The following is a 21,961-nucleotide window of genomic DNA, read 5'->3' on the forward strand; positions in this document are numbered from 1 at the left end:
ATACATTCGAGAATTACTTAACTCCAGTTCATAACCGCTCTTTGCTTACTGATCATCCACTTTTACAAAGGGGGTCAACATCACCGGAATAGGGGGGTCAATATCAGCGGAATTTACACTAACACGATTTTCCCTTCAACCATGAGATTGCAAAGTTCAGACCTTAATCATACTAAATTAATTACAATGAAAACCGAGATTACCAATCTTTTTAAGCCATCGTTTTGGCTTCCCACCCTTATAATTTTAGTGGCAGCAGTAGCATGCAGACGTGAAAATCCAATCGTCAAGGTTGAACGAAAGTCGCAACACCCTTACAACATGCGAACTACCGTTCCCGATCTGAAGTTGCCACAGGTTAGTGTCCAGAAAAAATCAATGTTCGTGAAACTGGAAGAGGAACTCGACCTTTCCCAGGTGCAATCCTTCAAGTCAGACACTGAAGATGTTACGGTTTACCTGGTAAAGCTGAAGGAGAAGGATCAATACTATGGCGTAAAACTACAGGGTTCGATTGCTACGACAGAGGTACTCTACTCAAGAAAAATGCAGGACGAAAACAACGGCTCTATTGGTTTGCTTAAGAATGGTGAGTCGCTAATCATAGAGCTCGTGAATGGCAGCCGCACCATCAGGAGCATGACTAAGCCAGAATTTCTGACTCACTTCGCGAAAGAGTACCATGGGGGAACCGGGTTTTGCCAAAGAGAACCCGGCGAATCATTTAGTGAGTGCTACAAGCAAGAAAGCGATGAATTTTGCGACTCATTTGTGTCTTGTGTTGCCGCTGCCAGTATTTGTATGAAGGTCGTCAGGCGGCTGAGTTTGATGTCAAATTCCTTTTCAAAAGCTTTATCGAATTCATCACTTAATAGGAGATGATCCTTGTCAGTTTTTTCATTTAAGGGCTTTTGATAGTTGGTGTTCCATGCCTTGATATACTGATGTACCTCCACTGCTGTTTTTGAAAGCGCAAAGGGCTGTAGCACTTCGGTTTGTAGTTTTTTTCCTACTCCGATGCGACCAGAAGGTAATAGACCCATCTGGGGGTCATCCAAATTCTTCCATATACTATCACTAATACTACCCCAGGCGATAAGTTCTTCAACCAAGGCAAGCATTTCACCTATGTCATCAAAACTAGGCGGATGCGTTCCCTTAGGAGGATTTGCTGCAACAAATTCGATCAGTGTTCTCAAGGCTTGTGCAGTAGCAACTCTTTGTTGTTCTTTTTCATGCAATTCTTCCATTTCTTTTTCCACAGAACTGAAACACGCAATCCTGGCAGGCACTAAAATGTTGTCAAATTCCCTAATGTTGATAGCTTTTTCGTTTAAACGAATGAGCCATGCAAGCAACTCCTCCCCATTAAATGGCTGAAGTTTATTTGTTATCTGTTCAATCAATGCAGCTACTATTTTGTTACATAGTTCCCTTTTTTTATCCTTCCTTTCAATAACTTTTGGGATTACGTATTCCTTTGGTAAATAGCTAGCCAAATGATCTAGGATGTAGGAGGTATCGGTCTCACTAATAAAGTATAATGGCAAAAGTCCGCGGGTATCCAGTTTTACTCTCCATGAGGCGTCATTAAACAAAAACATTTTTGCATTTTCTGGCTGGAGATTTTTTTCGACCATTGCTTCGATGTCATGTTCGGTAAGCAAAACTCTGTCTTTTGCTTCCTTAATATAGTTCATAATGCCAGAAAGAACGGTTCGCATCAGTAATTTGTCAGCGTAATTATCAGTCCTTCGTACTAAAGAAATAAACTCGTAGGGAATATGTATCTGAATTGCGGGTGGCTCGATTGTAATTCCTAGCCGGACGTCTTGCTCGTTAGCTTGAGCCTCTTCATACTGTATCAAATCTTGCAATCTTTCATCAACAATAGCCTCAACTTCATACTGTACAAATGATAACGTTTCAAGTGCCGGTTTGAGATCTATCTCCATTTTTTGAAGCCAAAAGGCAATCCCCTCGCAAATGAGTTTAGCAAAATAGGAACTGCCCTTTTCCTGACTGTAACGATTGATTATCCAAATGGGCATCTTGTATGTTTCAATCGCCAGTCGAAAAACTTCCCCCTCGTCTGTTGCAATGGGCTCTTTTTCTCTATAAATAGGTGCATATTTTTTATACCGGATGACCTTAATATAACCAAGTTGTCTATTGTAAAAGATTGGCGTGGCATGTTCATCCCTTTCTTTTTGCATTTCTCTTCGAAAGTCATTAGAGAATCCAACAGGAATGAATAAAGAACCTCCTATGGGGTTCTCATTGTTGGGATCGTAAAAGCTTCCTTGATTTTCCTGATACGCCACATATGCATCGAGAGTTCCGCCTTGGGACTCTATCTGAAAAGTTTTGCTTGTATGTTTCAAAGTTTTTGCAAACTTCCATAGGGTCAGGATATTAGCCTTTTCTGAAAAGGCTATTGTTTCTAGCTCAGTAAAGGAGAGGGCGATGGATTGGTGATTATCAGGAGAATTAGGCAACATGAAAATTAAATCGTCACTAAATTCACCGAGAGCAAAAACACTCAGTATCCTTGCAGGGTGCTCGGGGAATATGTTGCTGAGCGTTTTGATGATCTCTTCATTTCTTTTCTGAAACGAATCAGGCGAAAGTTGTTCGTTTGCTGTTCCTTCAAAATGCTTACCAATGAAACAGAGATAGCCTAATTTATCGTTGTCGAATCTAAAAATCGCTTCTTTAATTGAGAGATTTAATGAGTTTTCAGGTAGTTTTAGAACAATTTCGAACCAGCCCATATGTTTTAGCGCCAGGCAAGCCTTTTCAAATTGTCTTTGCTGCAAGAGTTGTCTAAGTGATTTCAGACAGTTGTACTGTCTGGCTTTCTCATAAATAAAATCAATCAGAGCAGGTACCACTCCGGTAGGCATATACAAAACAAAATCTTTACCGTCCCAAAGGATCGGCCTTTTTACCGTTCTATTTTGATCGGGATCATCGTTGTCAAGCAACGGATCATTAATGTCAATTAAAAATTCATTGATGATAACTGCATCATAATTTCGCCGTTTGCAGACCTCTTCCACGTACTTTTTAGGAAAGGTAATTGCTGCATAGTAGCTCATTGCTGTATCAAAGTCAGGTAAGACTATAGTTGAGGTGGTAGATCTTTCAAACAAATTACGCTGATGACTTAAATGCGCAGAACTTTCGCTGAGATGCAATAGAAGGCCTACAGCGTCATTGACTTGGTTTTTGAAAAGTTCAGGGTATTCGTTTCGTACCAGAAAAATGCAGTCCAATACCTCGTTTAATATAAGCGATCCCGAAACATGAGTTCCTGGATAAACGAGATAGTTGCCCTCTGCAAAAACAACATTCTCTGTAAACGCATTAGTGGGTTCATCCCTACGGTAAATACGATCTGTATAAGTTTCTATGGCCGGTTTTAAGTCTTCCCAATAAGCGTTCTCCCGGTTTCCATCATTTTTCCTTTGCTCAAGTAGACCTATTCGTGCCATCTCTTCAAACAATACATTCTTCCCATGATTATCTATAACGAGTTGAAGTGCTCCCAACAATTTAATCGCTGGTAAAGGATTAAATCGGCTAATCAGATCTCTATAGTTCAGTTGACTTGCTCTCGGAAGAGATGATGTTCCACCGTGACCGTGACAACGTTTGTACTTTTTTCCGCTACCACACGGGCAGGGGGCATTCCTTCCGGTTTTATCCACATTTTCAATTTTATAGCTTGTGTTTCCCAAAAATATTGACAGAAGATTGAACTGGTGCGCAGTTGCTAAGTTTACTTTGTAAAAAAGCAAATACCGGCTCAATTCTTCCATCAAGCATTAGCGTATAGGATAGGTTGCTTCTTCCTATTTTACAACAATGTTGTCTCTTCTTTCTTCTAGGTATGAATTGAGGAAGTGGGTTGAACAAAGAAAAGTCACTCATTCTGCAGAAAACACTCTTCATGAGCATTGGATAGTAAGTATACAACTGGAACTGCATCATAAACTTGATTAGGCTCTGTTGCTGGACTTGAGCTTGTAATTGCTTTCGAGGATGATCCTCCTAGTACAACAATGTAAATTTTCAAAATTCGGTTGACGAAATGGGTAATTAGTATAACTTTGTCAACAAGACTACAACGATCATGGGACAATCGGACATTAATATCTTCGGCACTAGGCTTAAGCTTGCACGAAAACTAGCTGCAATGTCTTTGCAAGACCTTTCTGATGCTTTGTCAAATAAGGTTACGAAGCAGGCTCTCAGCAAGTATGAGCAGGGGGAGATGAACCCCAGTTCTCAAGTGCTATTAGCTATTTCGAAGGCTTTGCAGCTTAAGCCGGACTATTTTTTAAAAAAGAAAAGTTTGGCTCTTGGGCAAATTCTATTTCGCAAACGAGCAGCACTCTCAAAAAAGGACGAAGACTCTATTGTTGAAAAGGTTCGTGACTATGTAGAGAGGTATATCGAACTTGAAGAAATCCTAAATGTTCAAAGCGGTTTTATCAATCCGTTAAGAGATTTTGTCATCGAACAAAAAAGTGACGTCGAAAAGGCGGCGGACAAACTTCGTATCGACTGGAACTTAGGAGATAAACCGATTGCAAACATGGTGGAGATGCTAGAACTTAAAGGGATAAAGGTTATTGTGGTAGATGATGTAGACGCCTTGGATGGATTGGCTGTATTTACCTCTACAGGTATTCCAATATTGGTAGTTAATCGAAAGAACAAATCGATTGAACGCATCCGATTTACGATTGTGCATGAACTGGCACATTTGCTGCTAAACCTTGCAGTCGTTGAAGGTAGCCACAAGCTCCAAGAGGAATGGTGCCATTTTTTTTCTTCTTGTTTTTTGATGCCAAGCCATATGCTTAGGAAAATGATTGGGGGAGAAAAGCGCACCTATATCTATATCAACGAACTAATCAAAATCAAGGAATACTACGGTATATCCATCCGTGCCATTGTACATAGGCTTCGGGAGTTAGTCATTATTACTGACAATTATTACCAGCGCTGGTTAGTGTACATGAGCAAACAGTACGGACAAAAGGGAGAACCCGGTGAATACAAAGGCGAAGAAGCTTCAAAGGGTTTCGATCTGCTAATTGCACGAGGCCTTTCTGAAGGCATCCTTAGCTTGAGCAAAGCTGCATCTCTGTGTAACACCGATATTAATATCTTAAGAAAGGAGTATGTTAGCATCCACTAAGGTTGAAGTAGTCATTAAGGACGCTTGTATTTTGTTTGACTTGTTTGACCTTAACCTATTGGCCAATTTTTACGAACTTAAACTAACTGTAGTCACTCGTGAAGAAGTACTTGCCGAAGTAACAGACAAAAATCAGCTACAGCAAATACAGTTGTTTATCGAAAAGGGTAGTCTACAAATCGATAATATTGATGCGCTTGATACATACCTAAGTATTTTGGAGACCAACCCAGGGCTAAGTCTAACGGACGCAGCGGTTTTGGAAGCCGCAACTCGGCGGGGAGCCACTATTTTAAGCTCAGATAAAAGTTTACGGAATGAGTCTACTCGGCGGGGGATAACTGTACGAGGGCTGCTGTGGATATTAGAGGAGATGTTTCGCCAAGAAATAATCAGTAAAGATGTTCTAATTGAAAAACTTCAGTTATACACAACGGTAAATTTGCGTGCTCCAAGAGTCGAAGTGGAAAACCTTATCGCTAAGTACAAACACTAAAAATGAATGACACATCACTAGATAATCTTCTGAAAATTTTGTTAGCTGGTGGTTCTCTGACTGCAGGGGCTTTTTTAACTGCTCTGCGGGCCAAGCTTGCAAATACAAAAAAGAAAAACTGGCTGCACATTAGTTTCTACATCTTGGCTACTGTTATAATCATTGCTTCAATTATAACAGGATTTGTATTTCGGAGTGAGATAGCGAAGCCAAATTGGTATGCTATCGCAGTCTTAACTATTGCTATTATTTCAAGCGTTTTACTTCTATGGGTGACACGAAAATTCCTAGCTGGAAAGCATCAGTATACGATTGAAGAGCTTAATCCAGTGGTCAACGCATTTTCCAAGAATGCAGATAAGGGAAACATCAAACTTCTGGCGGGAAACTTGGATTTTTTTGGAAAATCATTGTCGGAAATTGATTGTCATCCACAATACATCTGCCTTAAGGGAGAAGATTTTAGGCAAATTCAGATATTGTGCACAGAACCTGTGACAAACGAAGATAGAATGCGATATGGCAAGATCATCACCGACTTCGAAACCGTACAACTCAGATACTATAGGCCCTCCTCTGCTGATCTTAAAGTAAGAGGACGTATAAAAACTCTAAATAACGTTGCGAGACTCCTAATCTATAATAAGGTTACCCCTGGAAGATATGAAGCACTTGAGCTAAACACCGCTGAAACTGATGGGGCTTTATACAGTCATTTATGGGGTCTAATTTGGGAAATAGCCAAGGAGCCAACTCCTACTGAATTAGCTGAATACAGGCACCTTTATCGACCTAAAGATCAATAATTATGAAAGTTGTTTTGGTGAATAGCCCTTTATTCCGGACTCGGAACCTTCTTTACGACGAAGACTCGCTGCCGCCAATCGGTTTGGGTTATATTGGTACCCACTTACGTCGCAACGGCATTGATGTAAGTCTAATTGATGCCGTACATCAGCGCATCCCATTGGTGGACCTGATCGATCAATTACATGAACAAAAACCTGATTTTGTTGGTGTTAATATCTTTACTACAAACTACGAGCTGGTAAAAGAATTGGTTGAGGGGTTGCATTTTTCAACTCACATTGTAGTTGGGGGACTTTCAACCAAGCAATTGTATGAAGCGATATTAAGCTGGCGAACGGCAAATCCTATCGATGTCGTTACTGGCGATGGTGAGTTGATTATGTTGGACATAGTCTCTGACTCTGTTAAGGACCCCCCGTTCAAAATAGAAGGAAATCGACGTGTATTCCGGATTGATCAAAGCTCGCGTTACCTGGTTCATGATATATCGAGTGTAACTCTGGATCGAAGCTTCTTTTTGAACGAGCCGGTGCGGCACCCATTAGGATTTATTGAAGGAAACATTGTGGCCAGCCGAGGCTGCGTTTACAATTGCACTTTCTGTGCTGCAGCAAGGTCGCTTAATAAGGATTATCCCGTAAGAGAACGAACAAAGGAATCAATCATGACTGAGTTGCAAAACATTGCGACTAATTACACCGAGGTCTCGTCGATAAGGATATTAGATGATTTATTTTTAAAGTCAAAGGAGTCTATTGACAAAGCTGTTAATGTTTTTTCTCCTTTTCGATTCCAATGGCGTTCAATGGCGCATGTTCAAACTTTCCGGGATGTGGATGAGGTGCTTATGCTGCGTTTAAAACAAAGCGGTTGTCAAGAGTTGTTTATCGGTGTAGAGTCGGGGTCACCTAAAATTTTAGCCGACATTAACAAGACTAAAGATTTGGTGACTATCATAGCCAATTTAACAAAGGTATTCAGGGCAGGCATAAATATGAAAGGATATTTCATTTATGGCTTTCCTGGAGAAACAGAAGAAGACATGGAGAAAACCTATCAGTTGGCCTTGCAGCTGAAGGAACTTGCACAAGAGTTCAAAGTGAACTTTCGAACAAGTGTTTTCCAGTATCGCCCTTATCATAGTACACAAATTTATCATGAATTGGAGGCGCTAGGAAAAAAGATGTGCGTGACGCAAGTTGCGCCTAATGAAGCTCTCTCAAGGCTTGTAGGCCGTCAACAGTTCAATTTCCACAGTGGAAATTATTCCGCTGTGGATTATCAGATAGTTCAGCGTTATATTTACGCAACAACTAATCTCAATGGCGACAACCTCTTTGCAGAGTTTACCACTAGCAATCAAGTTTTGCAAAAAAACTTGTAAAACCTGCGGCTTGGATATATACCAAGGTCCGGCTTTAGAGCGTGCTAAAGAAGCGCAAATTTTTTGGGTTGGCCTTTCTGCCGTTATGTTTAAAGAAGGCCAAGAGAAACTACCACTATCTCCATTAAAGTCAAGTGGGGCGCTTATCCATTCTATTGAAGCGCCGCTACGACCAATATTTTCCTTTTACAAGACTAATCTAGTTAAATGCGCTCCCATCGAGGATGATAAAGTTCGGTATCCATTAACGCATGAAATGGAAAAATGCTTTCCAAATTTTGAATGGGAATTAAAACATCTTCACCCTAAGGTCGTGTTGTTATTAGGAAAGCAAGTTGCCGACTTTGTTTTGAAACGATTTGACTTACCCAAAGTAACTTTAGCTGAGCATTTTCAATACCATATGTTCTTGATTGACGGGACGTATTTTGTACCTGTACACCATCCTTCTTATATGCTTATTTATAAACGAAGATATATTCAACAATATATTAACGGTATACAAGATTTAATATCGAAAAGTATCTGCCCGAAGAAAGGTCAGTAATAAAAACAAATGGCAAGTGATATCCTAGTGATGAGTGTAAAAAGGTTTGTATACTAAATGGCCTTTGACTAACTTCCACAATCTGTTAGGAGTAGAAGCAACTTTCTGTCGTTGGTCCCTTGGTTCAAATGGTTGAGGGTTAATGCTGATGGATGAAGACTTATGGAGTTATCAACGGCTCCTGGAAAGGTATGACCCAAAACACTACATGCGTAACCAGACTTTATTTGCCACAGTATATACTCCAAGAGAGTCTCGGTGTCCATTAAGACGCTTGTATTAGGTAATCCTGAACTTTAAGTATAAAACACGTTTAAAAGGCTCGTCTTATAATCTTTGAGGATGCCTTAACCAGCAAGCTTTTCGAGTTCAATTCTACTAACTTGGATCAAAATGGCTTCCACCAATACCGCTACTTAACATAAGAATAATTACAGACTCTTCGTTTTTGACTGCCTTTAGTTTATCCGAATGAAGTATACTATCTGCATCAGTTCGGCCTCATTTTATTTGCTTGTAACAAACAAATAAAATATCTTAACTTAATAACATTGCGCTGCGGATCAAAGGCGGCGTGATGAACTCCTGGTATAAGCATAACCCGAACCTAGGTTGGCTGAAAATGTTGCTCTCCGCTGAAGTATTGAAAATAGATATTTTCTGCCCATTGTTCGACAAGGTTTTCATCGCTCAAATCCCGAACATATTTTAATATGAGCAATGACACCATCAGTCGGATAGGCTTTGCCGGCTTACCCATTTTCTCACTGTAGTGCTTCTTGAAATTAGTCTCAAATAACGACCAATTGATCTTATTTGCAAGCTGATATAATGGATGTTTCTGGTTAAGCTGGTCTGCCAAACCATGAAATAACCCCAACTGAGCAGTGTGTTTTTGGTAGAAAGCATCTAGTAATTTGCAAGATTTTCGACTATTTTGCAAATATCCGGGTAACTATTCTTTACCGTATTTTAAGTAAACTCAATGTGGATAACCACTCCCGACTTTTTGAGGGTCGACTAATTAGACCTGGTTTGATAAAAAAACTCAGACTCGTCTTAAACTTTAAAAGGAAATTAAAAAATGAAATTTTAGATGGAATACTGAAAATAATTTTCAAAAGCAGTAAGCTGGATAGGTGATTTTAGTAAGTTCTTTAAACCGATAATTGTTATACTAAGAAGATCATCGACACAAGCACTTAGCTAATTAGTCTACTAAACTCAGTCTAGACGTAACACTTCTATCCCATTCACAAATATGCTTACGCTACGATCGGCGGGCTCATTAGAGTTTGGATTACCGGAAGAGCTTCTTTCCCCTAAGGCCTCTACATCAATGATCCTTGCTCGTGGAGCCATGCCTAAGATATCATCAATTGCACGACGCACATTCTCCGCCCGCCTTTCACTTAATATTTGATTGTCAATGTCACTCCCTAATCGGCTGGCACGACCTATTATTGTGATCTCAGTAGCAGGGTTGCGCATAGCATTAAGATGAAGGCAAATATAAGATCTTAGAAATGCCCATCCCTCGGGATTTATTCTTGCTTCACCGGTTTCAAAGTCTAGGACGGATGATTGTTGAGGAGCTGTTCTATTTATCGTTGTTGGTAAAAAGAGGCGAGGTAGGGTGGTTGATGGTCCTTGTGAAGAGACACCTATGCCAAGGATACTACCAAACCGTTGTTGAACTTGTGCTCCTATCTGAAATCCATACGTTATGCTGCTTCCATCGGCGCCCCCACTTATTACGTCCCGACGATTATTACTGATGAAAACTGCTGAGCCTGCACCTGGCGGTGTTACTCCTTCAAAATCATGGGAAACGCTTGCTGCAACTATAGAAAAAGTTCCGACAAAATCCGTACGAGACCACTCAGTATACGATGTTAGATCGTTCCAACTAGAATCACTTTCACCGACAGAAAACCCGATCGATCTTCCAATTGAAACAGATCCTACTACGACCCCATAATCCTGTTGCCAGATAACCTCTACTGGCCTACCAGGCTCTCCTTGCTCAACACGTTCAACCCTCATCAGGCCCCCTCTCAATCCTAATCCAAACCAGCCCGCTGATCCCTCAGGACCTACAATACTACGGAATTTCCAACGATACGTGAAGACTGCAGTTGTCGGTGTTGCTGAAAGACCAAGATGATTACGTGCAGACATGGTATCTCCGGACCGCTCATCTAAAAGAACCCGAAGCCATGCTGAAGCATTTGCTCTAATAGTTCTTGTTACAATAATCTCTCCTGATGCAGGTAAGTCTAACTGAATCCTTGAAAGTAATCCTATAAGAAGATATCGCCCAAGCACATGTTGTTGCAAAAGTAGTCTACCCGAGAACCACTCGTTTATTAAGTTATTTAATTGAATTGCAATTACACCTTGCCGAGCTCTACTGCCCACCTCACCCGAACCAACCTGAAAGTATTCTCTTACTAGTGGTATTAAGTGATCGACTAAGTTTCTGCAAGAAGCAACTTGCCCCCGCGTTAGCGGAGTCAGTTCATGAGATCTTATAAAATCTCGAATTTCCGCTGAATAAGGAATAAGTCCGTCTAAAACTTCATCAGACAGACGTGGTACAGTCGAAAATCTGCGCAAGTTGATATTCTCGCTGCCAATATGAAGAGCCGCATCAAAGCCAGAGGACGTTGGTATAAACTGAAGATTAGCAGTAATAGCAGAGTTCGAAGGAAATACCTCCCTACCCGTCAAAACAAACTGAACCGGATTTAATGTTCTACTAGTAGTATCTCCAGAAAGATGCAATTGACGAAATGGTCGTGTTTGTACCCAAGCTTCAAGATGAGTTCCTGCTGCATTGATTTGCATAGACCAAGCTTGCCAAGGTGGTGTTGCATCATATTGTTCATACCGACCTGTAACATCATTGCCTCTGTGTTCTTCCGAATGATGATCTTCAATCCTACCGCGACCGCGTGGGTTTGGAGGTGGCCGAAAAGCCCTAATGCCGATACCAGAAAAACTACCAGAAGGATCGTGCCTTACTTCAAGATCGACAAAGGAGTTCCGTTGTAAAGCTGTTGGCAATCGTTCCCAACGCAGGGGATCAAATACGAATTGACCTGCGTTTCCCGCGTCAGGTGAAATCTCCAACACCCTACGGCCCCGGTCTGACCGCGGTTCACCATACAGTCGAAAACTTGGATTCGGGGGAGTAATTGATAGACGGAGCTGCGCGTCATACCCTACGCCAATCCGAACCAGTTCCGGCGGAATGAGGGTAGCATCGGCTGGTGGCCGTCGTAGCATAACCAAGGTTTCAGGAGAGTCAAACTTGTACGAAGCATCACCAGCTCTTGGACCTATAACAGGAAGACGTGTTGGGGTGTGTTGTTCAAGAAGCCCAGGCGGTATAACAGGATCTTCTCGGCCATGTGCCAGCATACCGAACTCCTGCCACCATGAAATGAATGTCATAACATCTGCCAGATAGGGTTCAGTTTGTGCTGTTAACCCCAACGCTACTTCAAAGGAATGTGCCTGGTCATTTGGTGGTGGTTCTGACCGAAAAAGAAAATCATTTCGGCTAACCCGGATGGTAGCCTGTCCTGCCAAAAAGGTGGCCTCCGAGACATGGCTTGCACCCCTAACACCACGTTGGACTATCCGTCTGGCGCTTCCTCTTCTGCTGCCATTCCATGTGTAACAAGCTGTTCGAGCAACAGCGTCAAAATTAAGACCGGTGTAAATGATTTGCTCTATCCCCAACAATTGCAAAGTCGATAGTCGACCCCCCAAACCCGTTGTAAGCTGGTGAGGCAAGAGGGGCCGTAAAACCAACGCTCTTGGAAGGCCAGAAGGAGTCACAGGTCGAATTGACAGAAGGCCATCCGTCATCGCAACAACCTGTGTACCTCCAGGTAATCGAAAACGGGTATAAGCCTGAAGGCTCTCAAGATTGAACCGGTCTTCAGGTGCAACCGTCAGTGTTGTTCCGTAAAACCGAAAAGGAAGCGAAATTGGCATAAGTCTTAATTTGGTAGATATGCTCGAACGGGATTTGATAAAGCGACCTTGTTTCGGGATCTTATACGCACTTCAATAGCATCATCCGACCCTACTGATATAGACAAGGTGGGAGGAGTAGAGGCTAAGAGCCACCCATGTACCGAACGCCATTGCTCCTCACCTTCTATTCTCCATTCAACCAAGGAGTCATGCCAGGGTTCGGCTGTTATCCAATTTACATTTACTGTATTGCCGCGTCGTTCTACCGATTGAATAGTGGGAGAGTTAGGTGGATTTTGCTCGAGAACCTCAACTTGCCGAACAGCTATTTGGGAGTGAAGGACAATACCATTTTCCAATTCACGTTCTGCGACAACACCAATAGCAGCAGCTCCAGCCGGTAATTCTATACCTCTCCAACCCCAAGCTGCATTTTCAGAGGTTGGATTTTGGAGATCTTCATCGGCATCAGAACCGAGAGTAATATGTGGTCGGCGAACAAACTCAGGCCTAAGGAGCTCTAAGCAATTTAGTTCAGATTGATTACGAGCAAAAAAAACAGCATATCGGCTTACACTATTATCAACTGGATGTGTCCATAGCAATGTAACAGATCGATTACCTAAACGTACTTCTGTTAGTGCAGGTTGCAAAGGTAACCTTTCGACTCTGGTGGCTACAGGTACACTCGCGATGCCAAGTGTACTTCGGTTTTGAGCGCCATCAATAGCCTGTAATCTATAGAAATAACGAGCACGCCCTACCCCGGGAATACGATCAACATAAATGATTTCACGTCTACTCTCATTGTACCAAAAACCGGGACCGAGGCTTGTGATTACTGTTTCATGTGTCTCTGATGTTCGTCTCATTCCTATATCTTCAATGCCAACTGCAGTATCCGACAGAGCAACAAAGGCCGGGGCATTGCCCGGGAGAGAGGCAATACGTTGTAGTAGTGCTGCATTGGTAATACGACTATAAGCAGGTGTATCAGGATGTTCAGGGTCAGGATATTCTCTCGGAAGAGTTAGGTTGAGGAGATCTCGTGTTGCTCCTAACTCATCTTGCCCATACTGATCACCTAGACGTCGGCGTAATGCACGATCCTTTTCATACACTTCTTCAGCAAGAGCGCGGAAAACCACATAACGAACATTTGCGGTTGGACTCCACCGTAGGGGATAACTACTCATTCCTTCGGCATCTGGCCAACCTGTTAGTGAAGGCCCGGTAATTTGTGGAGCAACAGGTTGGTTGCGTTTAACGTCAACAATATTTGCTAACGGCGCAGTTGCACTTTCCAGTTCACTGAAGCCCGAAGCTAATCCGCGTCCAGGGCGAACTGCCGTAGCGGTTACCAAACCATATGCTACAGGTTCTTCACCGCTTCTAAACGAAGGATATGCATGATACACGCCATACCCTGGATAATAAACCGCCTTTTCATTAATGCGAGGTAAGGGTCTGTCTAACGGCCAACGTACCATCACCTGAATACCGCCATCAGGTAAATGACGATTAGGTCCTTCAGTAACTACGGTAAAAACTGAATAACTATCATTTTCTATGTAAAGCGATCCTCCTTCCAAGTACACTCCGTTCAAAGGATCCGGATGGGAAATAGCATCAACAAGCCTAAGGTGAATAATTGGCTCAGGATTTTTATACTCCTCGATTATTGCGGCAATTGCTGTTCTAAGCGGTTGATGAAAACGAACAATGGCAACCGGCGACCCCCAACTATTAGCATCCCGGAGATCGGCTGTAAGGGTAGCTTCTCTGCGAACTTCAGGTGCAACGTAACTTATTGCATCCGATGATCCTTCTAAGCGTCTACCTAACAGTGCATCCGGTACAGTAACAAAGTGTCGAGGTTGCTGCCGCATTTTTACAATTACTGCAAATGATGAACTACTTGCAATACTTCTGACAATTTCAAACACCGCTTTCCCATCAGACAGTGAGCCTCCAACAAGCGAATCCCTAAGAGTATCATTCAAGGGAGCAAGTTGAACTTGAGCAGTTCCGTTTGCTAAATCAGTAGTCACGGAAATAATGCGAGATTTCACTTGAACTACTGAGGTTGATGCCCTAGCATATACTTTAAAATGGGTTATGTCGGGAATAGCAGATGCATTGACAATGGGCCAATCAAAACCTATATAAATGCCGAAATTAATATCTGAGTGCTCACGCAACCACGCTGCATGAGCAGTTGTCATAAATGGGTCTTGCGAAGAACTACCAACTTGCGGTAATGCGGCCCGGCTCAAAAAAGCGCCGCGAACCGCTGATGGAGGCGGTGGGGCAAGCAAATCCCAGACCTCTGATTCAGGAGTTTGGACTGGTAGCGATGGGCGGTTAAAAAGATCAAGACCAATGACTCTCCAGACATGAAATCCATTAGGTACGGCCATGTCTATACATCTTCCTTCATCAGGAGATGTCGCCGGAACTGCTGGCCCAATTTGTGCGAAGTGGGAGAGGTCGGCAAAATATGCGGTACGTGCGACACTATCCAAATTAGATGGGGCGCTAGAACGTTCAACAAAATAGCGGACTGCATGATCAGCCAAATGAGTCGGGTTTGATGTCGAAGAAGGTAAAAGCGGCCAACGAATTACCACTGTTGATGATGGTCTTGCTGTCAGACGGTCCTCAGTGATGACAGGGGCCGGAGCGAGTACTTCGGTATAGGGCGTTGAGCCTGCCGGAAGTAGAAAAGGACTTGGAGGGCGAAGGGACATTGGTGCAAGAACCCAATTATACTCCTCTTCTCGCCATTTGGCTGTTATGCCATAGATATGTTTTCCGGTGGCAGGTATTGTCCTATCCCAATACAGAAGACCCAATATTTGCGCCATCCATGGCTCCAGAGCAGCAACTGATAACAGATCTAATATTGGTATACGCAAGTTTAGGGGACTACCACTTTCCGAAGGCCCTTGACCTTCCCTGACAAATAGTGCATTTGGATCTGACATAGTTTGGGTGATCCATCTGGAGAGTTCAGCTCCTTCACCATTGTGCCCGGGCGGCAGCCTTCTGCTAATTTCAGCTGGATCAGTTAACGGCCGCAAATTCGCGATAAATGGGGAGGAAAATAAAACCTGACCATCGTTGATCAATTCATATACGCATATTTCATCTATACTACTATTGATGAGTTGAATTTCTAATCGAGCTATTTCCGGCCCATCAATAAAAAGTTCAGTTGATACTTCAAAGCCTACATTTGATGTTGTAATTACTAATCCATCAGGACTGTAAGCAACACAGCTAAACTTGGCAGGCCTTCTAGTTTTGGGGGCAAGTCTAAAACGCATAGCAAGAACAGGTTGATCATTGTGTATAGTGCAAAAGCCAGCAAGGGTAACCTGTTCACCGACCGTTGCGACTCCTGTTCTTGAAATGAAGTCAATCCACATTCCAGCAGCTAAACGAAGTGGCAAGACGGAACTGGACTGTAATTGGTTTAGATAAACACAGCTCATCTTTGCAGCTGAGTTTATTGGTAAACGAAAGATTTTATAGGAATTTGGCCAACCTTTAGGTTCCGATGAAGAAACACCCTCTCCACGCAGAAATGTCCCGGCAGGAAGATTCCAACGAAGTCCGGCGCCTGCTGGCCATCCATAAGCCGGTGCATTTATGCCAAGTCCCACGGCAGAAAGTACAAAACGGTTACGCATCTTCGTTGTTGATTTCTTGGTGATAAATAATGATCCCTACATTTTCTGCAGGCTCTGCTCCAAAAACCATAGAAGCTGATGGTTGAGGATCAACTGAATTTTGGGGCACTCTTGTATATCGAAAAAGCAATGCTACAGGCCGCGAGGGATTTATTGTTTCCGGGACACTGAGTAGCAGCCGACTCTTATCCGCCGATCGGATAACACTTGGAATATGAAGATCTGTTCTTGTATGTAAGTGATCGCCTAATTCGCGACCTGTAAGATTTCTAGCCGGTGCAACGCTTGTATCTACATTAGGTAGAAGTCCTATGGTCAAACAATTGAAGTCCATAGATTGTGGCAACTCAATTAGTAGGACTATTACCCGATCTCTTCCCCTAACGATCACGGTTTGGAGTTCGCCCGGCATGCCCGTTCGCGGAGCTAGTCCGAGGTTGTTAAGAGCTGCATCAAAAAGTCCTGTTTCGATCGTGGGATCAAAAGGAACGAAAGAGCGCATGTTATTGATTATTGGCATAATATTCTCAGAACACGTTATAATAGGTCCACGCAATCGACCACGGGTTATTAATTCAGCTAAATGGCAATACCTGCCAGTTGTAAATGTAAATCTGTACAACTCTCTCACTGCATCTCGATTACCTCCCAACAGAACCGCATGATAGCGTCGTTGTGGATATAAAGCAGAATTCGCCGGCATTTCAGCTATTAGTCTAGGGTCATTAGGTATTTGGATATCTATTACACAAGGGGCGGCAGCAAACGCTTGTTGTCCAAAGCGTTCATGCGCCCTTAAAGTGGCATTCCTTGCTTCCTCCCATTGCAGGCGTAAAATAAGAGGGTGGTTCTCCTCCCCAAGCTCGTCCGGGATTACGGCCGGCCGATCGTCTTCTTCGCGTAATTCGAGCCGTAACGCTGTGGTCGGCCAAGCATACATACCGGGTAGATAATTTCTATTAAATTCCACAGCAAATCCGTAAGAACGGAAAACTTCTTTTTCGTCCCCAGAGGGAGCAGTAGCTCGTACATAAAGATCAAGAGAGTCAAGTTTGTCATTTAGCTGATAAGCCCCGGGAGGCCCTGAAGTCCTAAAATAGTACGTATGTGACCATTCACTAAACCCTGGAGGGATACTAGTATTCTCTTGCCGACAACGTACCAGAATTTTGTAGCGTGTATTTGGTTCCATGATGCGTTCTGAACCTGAAAACTCACGATGCAGGTTTTGAAAGCGCCTTGCATCCCGGGCTGCACGTTCAATCGTACGCTCATCGCGCGCTGATACCCAGCAGAACTTTCTTATAGCCGCTGCAGTTGGAAGATTATGAAAAGCCTCGTCTTCTCCAATGCGAACAGATCCCGACCTGTTTTTACCATCGATTTGCGCACAACGAAGAAGCAAAAGCCTTGCTGTTCGTGCATCTAAAACCGCTCGTTCTAAAGAAAGGACTCTAGAGCCCTTTGCAGCGTTTAAATTCAGAACAGCAATAACGCCGGTAAATGCATTACTAGCAAGTTGATAGCTAACTCTACATGGTCCCGTATGATTTTTGCTTTGAACGAAATAGTCGTTTGCGGCATCAGCAACAGCGCTAAACAAAGAATCTGTACTCAATTTTGGGACGCTTAGTAATTCCACAAGCCTCCTACTTTCCCCTTTATCATTAACACACTTTGCAAAATCAATTGCATAAGGCAGTAACGACTGTGGAATGATGATAACTGAAATCTTATCAGGTTCATTTTTACTCAGCCGTAGGGCTATCCGGTCATTTATGAAAACCGGCTCTTCGACTAATTCGAGAGCACCTTGATCTTTGAGCAGAAGTCTTTCTAAAGCTAATAATAGGTCTTCAAGATAACGAAGACAATCAGTACCAAACTTTAGAGGGTTTAGGACAGTTGGTACATTCACCAGGTCCTCTCTAAATTCAGGAGCAACAGCAGTTGACGATAATCCTTTTGTATCAAACTGAACTCTGGTGATCGGTTTACTTATACTTGATTTGAATTGTATGGTAGACTCATTGGTCACCTCATAGCGACCAATCAAATCAGTTCCGCTAAAGCCAGTAATTTCCATTGGTGCTACTCCCGTGGTCGCAATTTCAATTTCGCAAGCTGGGTTGTCAAGATCAAGAACAAGCCTCGTCGCCGGACGCAAACTTAAAGCCTTACGCGGTTCACTACCTTCAATTATCTTCACCACACTCGGATGAATAGCTGTAAAAACCCCCGGGCGGTGTACAAACGACCTGCTAAAGCGTTTGCCTTCAGGTTGATCGCTAAAGTCCGCACAAATCCGTGGTGCTGTCTTTGGTCCAACACAAATGTTCTGTGCTCTTTGTCCTAACATAGAACGCCTATACGGATCTTGTGGATCGTCTCTAAAATGAAAGCCATAGCGGTTGAATAGTTCAAACTGCATAGCGGCATCTCTGCCTTCACGATCAAGCATTGGCCGCCAGCTTCCCCAAACCGCACGTTGGCTATTTTCCTCTTCCGTGAATGGTGCATCCGGATCCGTGGTTTGAGCAATAATTTCCCAATGGTTCTCCACCCATCGAGATATTTGAGCTGTTATTAAACGAGAAATAAATCGTCCAGGGATACCGGGTAATTCTTCTCCCATTTGACCCAATGAACCAGGTTCTGCCAGAGCTGATGGCATCGGTATGCTCACCACAGAACCTGCGGCATCTATAGGCCTGCTAAAGCGAATTACTGGCCTTGCATCAAGCGGGATCGGTATTTCACGATCCAGTTCAACTGGTAGGCCGTCTGCACCATTTCTTTCCAGAGCTTGAAAAGACCTTCCTGTTATTTCGTCGACTAAGTCAAACCCTGCCATCGGATCAACCCAAGGAGCTAACGTTGCCTCTTGTCGCCAGCGAAATTCTACTTGAGTAGCGATCTCAGGGATAGGCCAGAACAAGGTTATTCGGATGCGTAAAAGACCGGAGACTTCTAAAGGATTTGGTGCCTGACCACTAAGTTGCGCTACTACAGACAAGCCAATTCCAACGCCGAAAATTGTTAAGCGGAGTTCGCCGTCAAGCCCTAAGAAGCCAGCTAATTGTATTGGTTGCCAAAAGATTTCAACACGCTCTTCCAATCGTACACGCATGGTCAGTTCGACAGGACCAAAACGCCATGTATTGCCAAGTTGCACCGTTGCCCCTTGCCGTAAAGCACGGGGATCTAACATTAGATAAAGCCCGGCTTGAAAAAGTGCTAAAATGCGGGCAGTGACCCTTTTGGACTCGGGTTCATTTCGTCCAATATATAGGTGCCAGGCCGACGGATCCTGAAAACTAAAAAACGCCTCCGCACTGCCCGTAATTTCCAATACTCGAACTAAGGTAAACCGAACATCAAGACCTACCAGCAGTTCTCCCCTCAGTAAATCAAGAATCACGACAGCACGAAATGGTGGATCCGGAGGAAACTCAGCCCTTCGCCGGATCGCCGCAGCTCGACCTTCCAAGAATATAACAGGTCCAGGTAAGGTGACAACGAGTAGTAATTCTGCCGTTAACACGTATCCATCATCAGTGGCGGTTCCAACTGTTACCCCTGCTCCGAAGACCCAAGTATTTGCTCGTGGTTCCCACTTTTGGCGTAAAGCTTCTGGGCTATCGAAACCAAGTCCTTTTGGAGAACGAAGATACCAGCCATCAAACCATGGTTCATCAGCAGAGCGCTGAACTGCCCAGTTTTGACCTGCTAGTGCCCGTCCTCCATAAAGAGCGAGTCCCGTTGAAAGTAGTGGTAGTCCGGCCGGCAACTCCAGCCCCGCGCGGAAAAACCAGTAGGTAAAATCTGACCGCCAGCCTACAACAAAATCTGCAAAAATTCGAAGCCCTCGTAAACCTTCAAATGTGAGATCAAGTCCACCTGCAAATTCATCATTGCGAAAACCAATGGCACCATTTAGACGGAATACCCCAGGAACCCTTCCATTAACGGCTACTGCGTCACAGCGTAATTCCGTTTGGTTGGGGTTAGCCGTATGCCAACAAACGCGAAGATTTTCAAAAGTTGCGGCCGCAAGCCCATCGGCAAGTGCAACTCCTCCTGAGAAACCAAAGCCGGCCCATAGACCATCACTTCGTTGTTCATTTCCAAAGGTGATGGCTCTTATTTCTGCACCGAATCCTCCAAGTACCACACGCAAAGGTTCTTCCAAACGCAAATGGCCTCCAGGTAAAACGACTTGTCCATTAGCGTCTATTCGTAACCCTCTAATTGTTATTGTTGGCCAGGTTACTCCAGGAACCAACAATCGTATACTGCCGCTTACTTCCACACCTGCAACGCCTTCTACTCGACGGAACGCCAAACTTTCAACAGTTAGATCAAATAGGTTGTCCCTACGGATTCGGATGAGTTGCTCTCCCCGTCGATCACTTCCGAGGCTAATCGCCAGATCCCCACCTGTCGAAAAGGAGGCAGATACTGGTAACCAATTTTGAACATTCGAGTCACTGAAGAATGGCAACTTTAAAACAAAGGTTAGCTGAGAAGCCACCGGAACAGACTGACGGAATGTAGCAGAAACGCTTCGAAGCCTGCAATCAATACCAAAGAGGCGAAAACCAGGTAAACGATCATTGGCTAATCCTTGTGCAGCTCCTAATGTGATAGCTCCAGCAAATCCTCCAGCAGTAAAAGAACATTCTGAAAGAGTTGCTGTGAGGTTACTTACGGGACTACCATCCCTAACAAAAGCTACTGAAGCTCGTCCGATACGAACACCTCTTTCCGCTGGGGTTGTAGCTTCATCCAAAGCAATCTGCCAATCTGCAAAATCGTGTAACAAAATACCAGTGCTACCTAGCATTGCTCCTGAGCCGTTAGGGAAGGCGCTAAGCTGGGGTGTATTTAGAGAGACGGCAGGAGTGGCTAAATCAATTGTAAAACCGGTCTGCAGCCCTATCTCAATACCTTGTGGTTGATGATCGGGGCCCTCTGCCCGGCGCCAGCCCCGTTCATTTAACCGCCAAAGCTGTATAAGCGAAGGTGGAAGAGACAGTCTTATTGGAAAACGCGCTAGGGAAATAGTTGGTCGCGGGAGAGAACGAAAACCGGCTGTGAAAGTTGTTATACTACCCTCCTCCGTATCTCCTTCTCTTGGACTAGTTCCGGTATGAAGTGTTAGACCGGGCAAGAACGGAAGTGCAAGGCGAAGCTCATCCAGTACTGCGACGTCGAGTTCTACACCTACCGGGAGTCCTCGATCATCTCGCAAAACCCTGATACCAGCAATACCGATCTTGTCAAGCGTTTCCCCGAGATCAGGAGCACTACCTAAAAAAGCTGGCCACGCTCCGGCAATTACATCGCCCAGTGGTACGTAAATAGCAGGCATACATCAATGAATGATTACATGAGAGATCGGGATTATCTATCCACCAAGCTGGACATCCAAATATGTTATCAACTACAAAAGCAATCTTACTACCGATTGCAACCAGCTAGAGTTAAGATTCATTAGGAGCACTGTCCTTTGCGAGGTAACGGACCACATTATTTTCAAGAAAATAAACTGGCAGGCAATTCATAATTGTATTACCTCATTGTTGCCTTCCGATAAGGACTCTAGTTATTTGTTACAAAATTGTACCGGTAAATCTTTTCACGACTTCTCTGAGAATTTCAATAAGGTAAGCCATTCTTAAATTCCAAGAGGAGGAAACCAAGACCTAATCTGAATAACAAAATAATATCTAAAAATGATAGTTCCAAGAAGCGAGGTATTATTTTGTATCGGAGTACTCTTCTTCTCGATACGCATCTATTCTCTTTATTGCACTGGAAGAAT

At 43.5% G+C, this 21,961-nt stretch carries 9 protein-coding genes and 1 pseudogene; 5 read left to right on the forward strand and 5 right to left on the reverse strand.

Annotated elements, in window-relative coordinates:
• Positions 1-734 precede the first annotated feature (734 nt).
• Positions 735-3,824, reverse strand: coding sequence for a YecA family protein (locus EXU57_RS24000; RefSeq protein ID WP_133270814.1), 3,090 nt, complete (start codon positions 3,822-3,824; stop codon positions 735-737).
• Between the two features lie 314 nt (positions 3,825-4,138).
• Here EXU57_RS24000 and EXU57_RS24005 point away from each other — a divergent pair, with 314 nt between their 5' ends.
• The 5 genes from EXU57_RS24005 to EXU57_RS24025 are packed head-to-tail and all read left to right on the forward strand — an operon-like array spanning position 4,139 to position 8,449.
• On the forward strand, positions 4,139-5,212 hold the full coding sequence (locus tag EXU57_RS24005) for a helix-turn-helix domain-containing protein (protein WP_133270815.1): 1,074 nt from the start codon (positions 4,139-4,141) through the stop codon (positions 5,210-5,212).
• Positions 5,196-5,708, forward strand: coding sequence for a hypothetical protein (locus EXU57_RS24010; protein WP_133270816.1), 513 nt, complete (start codon positions 5,196-5,198; stop codon positions 5,706-5,708). The genes EXU57_RS24005 and EXU57_RS24010 overlap by 17 nt, the downstream gene beginning before the upstream one ends.
• 2 nt (positions 5,709-5,710) lie before the next feature.
• Positions 5,711-6,514 (forward strand): hypothetical protein, encoded by an 804-nt coding sequence (locus EXU57_RS24015; protein WP_133270817.1) that lies wholly within the window; start codon positions 5,711-5,713, stop codon positions 6,512-6,514.
• A gap of 2 nt (positions 6,515-6,516) precedes the next feature.
• Positions 6,517-7,902 (forward strand): B12-binding domain-containing radical SAM protein, encoded by a 1,386-nt coding sequence (locus EXU57_RS24020; protein ID WP_133270818.1) that lies wholly within the window; start codon positions 6,517-6,519, stop codon positions 7,900-7,902.
• Between the two features lie 10 nt (positions 7,903-7,912).
• A complete protein-coding gene (locus tag EXU57_RS24025; RefSeq protein ID WP_165958282.1) occupies positions 7,913-8,449 on the forward strand; it encodes a uracil-DNA glycosylase family protein in 537 nt (178 codons plus the stop codon).
• Between the two features lie 610 nt (positions 8,450-9,059).
• Here the strand turns inward: EXU57_RS24025 and EXU57_RS24030 are convergent.
• From EXU57_RS24030 to EXU57_RS24045, 4 genes and pseudogenes are all read right to left on the reverse strand, one after another.
• Positions 9,060-9,392, reverse strand: a pseudogene (locus EXU57_RS24030) (transposase); the annotation flags it as partial.
• A gap of 281 nt (positions 9,393-9,673) precedes the next feature.
• Positions 9,674-12,457, reverse strand: a complete 2,784-nt coding sequence (locus EXU57_RS24035) for an OmpA family protein (RefSeq protein WP_133270821.1) — start codon at positions 12,455-12,457, stop codon at positions 9,674-9,676.
• A 5-nt stretch (positions 12,458-12,462) separates the two neighbouring features.
• The gene (locus EXU57_RS24040; protein WP_133270822.1) at positions 12,463-16,134 is read right to left on the reverse strand and encodes a hypothetical protein; all 3,672 of its coding nucleotides are present in this window, start codon (positions 16,132-16,134) and stop codon (positions 12,463-12,465) included.
• On the reverse strand, positions 16,127-21,508 hold the full coding sequence (locus EXU57_RS24045) for a hypothetical protein (protein ID WP_133270823.1): 5,382 nt from the start codon (positions 21,506-21,508) through the stop codon (positions 16,127-16,129). The genes EXU57_RS24040 and EXU57_RS24045 overlap by 8 nt, the downstream gene beginning before the upstream one ends.
• Positions 21,509-21,961: the final 453 nt, after the last annotated feature.

It is taken from the genome of Segetibacter sp. 3557_3 (assembly GCF_004354985.1).
Lineage (GTDB): Bacteria > Bacteroidota > Bacteroidia > Chitinophagales > Chitinophagaceae > Segetibacter.

What these genes read in the sequence shown, in the direction of transcription:
- EXU57_RS24000 (WP_133270814.1), bottom strand. Translation starts at nt 3,824, where the DNA reads ATGGAAGAATTGAGCCGGTATTTGCTTTTTTACAAAGTAAACTTAGCA.
- EXU57_RS24020 (WP_133270818.1), top strand. Translation starts at nt 6,517, where the DNA reads ATGAAAGTTGTTTTGGTGAATAGCCCTTTATTCCGGACTCGGAACCTT.
- EXU57_RS24045 (WP_133270823.1), bottom strand. Translation starts at nt 21,508, where the DNA reads ATGCCTGCTATTTACGTACCACTGGGCGATGTAATTGCCGGAGCGTGG.
- EXU57_RS24005 (WP_133270815.1), top strand. Translation starts at nt 4,139, where the DNA reads ATGGGACAATCGGACATTAATATCTTCGGCACTAGGCTTAAGCTTGCA.
- EXU57_RS24040 (WP_133270822.1), bottom strand. Translation starts at nt 16,134, where the DNA reads ATGCGTAACCGTTTTGTACTTTCTGCCGTGGGACTTGGCATAAATGCA.
- EXU57_RS24015 (WP_133270817.1), top strand. Translation starts at nt 5,711, where the DNA reads ATGAATGACACATCACTAGATAATCTTCTGAAAATTTTGTTAGCTGGT.
- EXU57_RS24035 (WP_133270821.1), bottom strand. Translation starts at nt 12,457, where the DNA reads ATGCCAATTTCGCTTCCTTTTCGGTTTTACGGAACAACACTGACGGTT.
- EXU57_RS24010 (WP_133270816.1), top strand. Translation starts at nt 5,196, where the DNA reads ATGTTAGCATCCACTAAGGTTGAAGTAGTCATTAAGGACGCTTGTATT.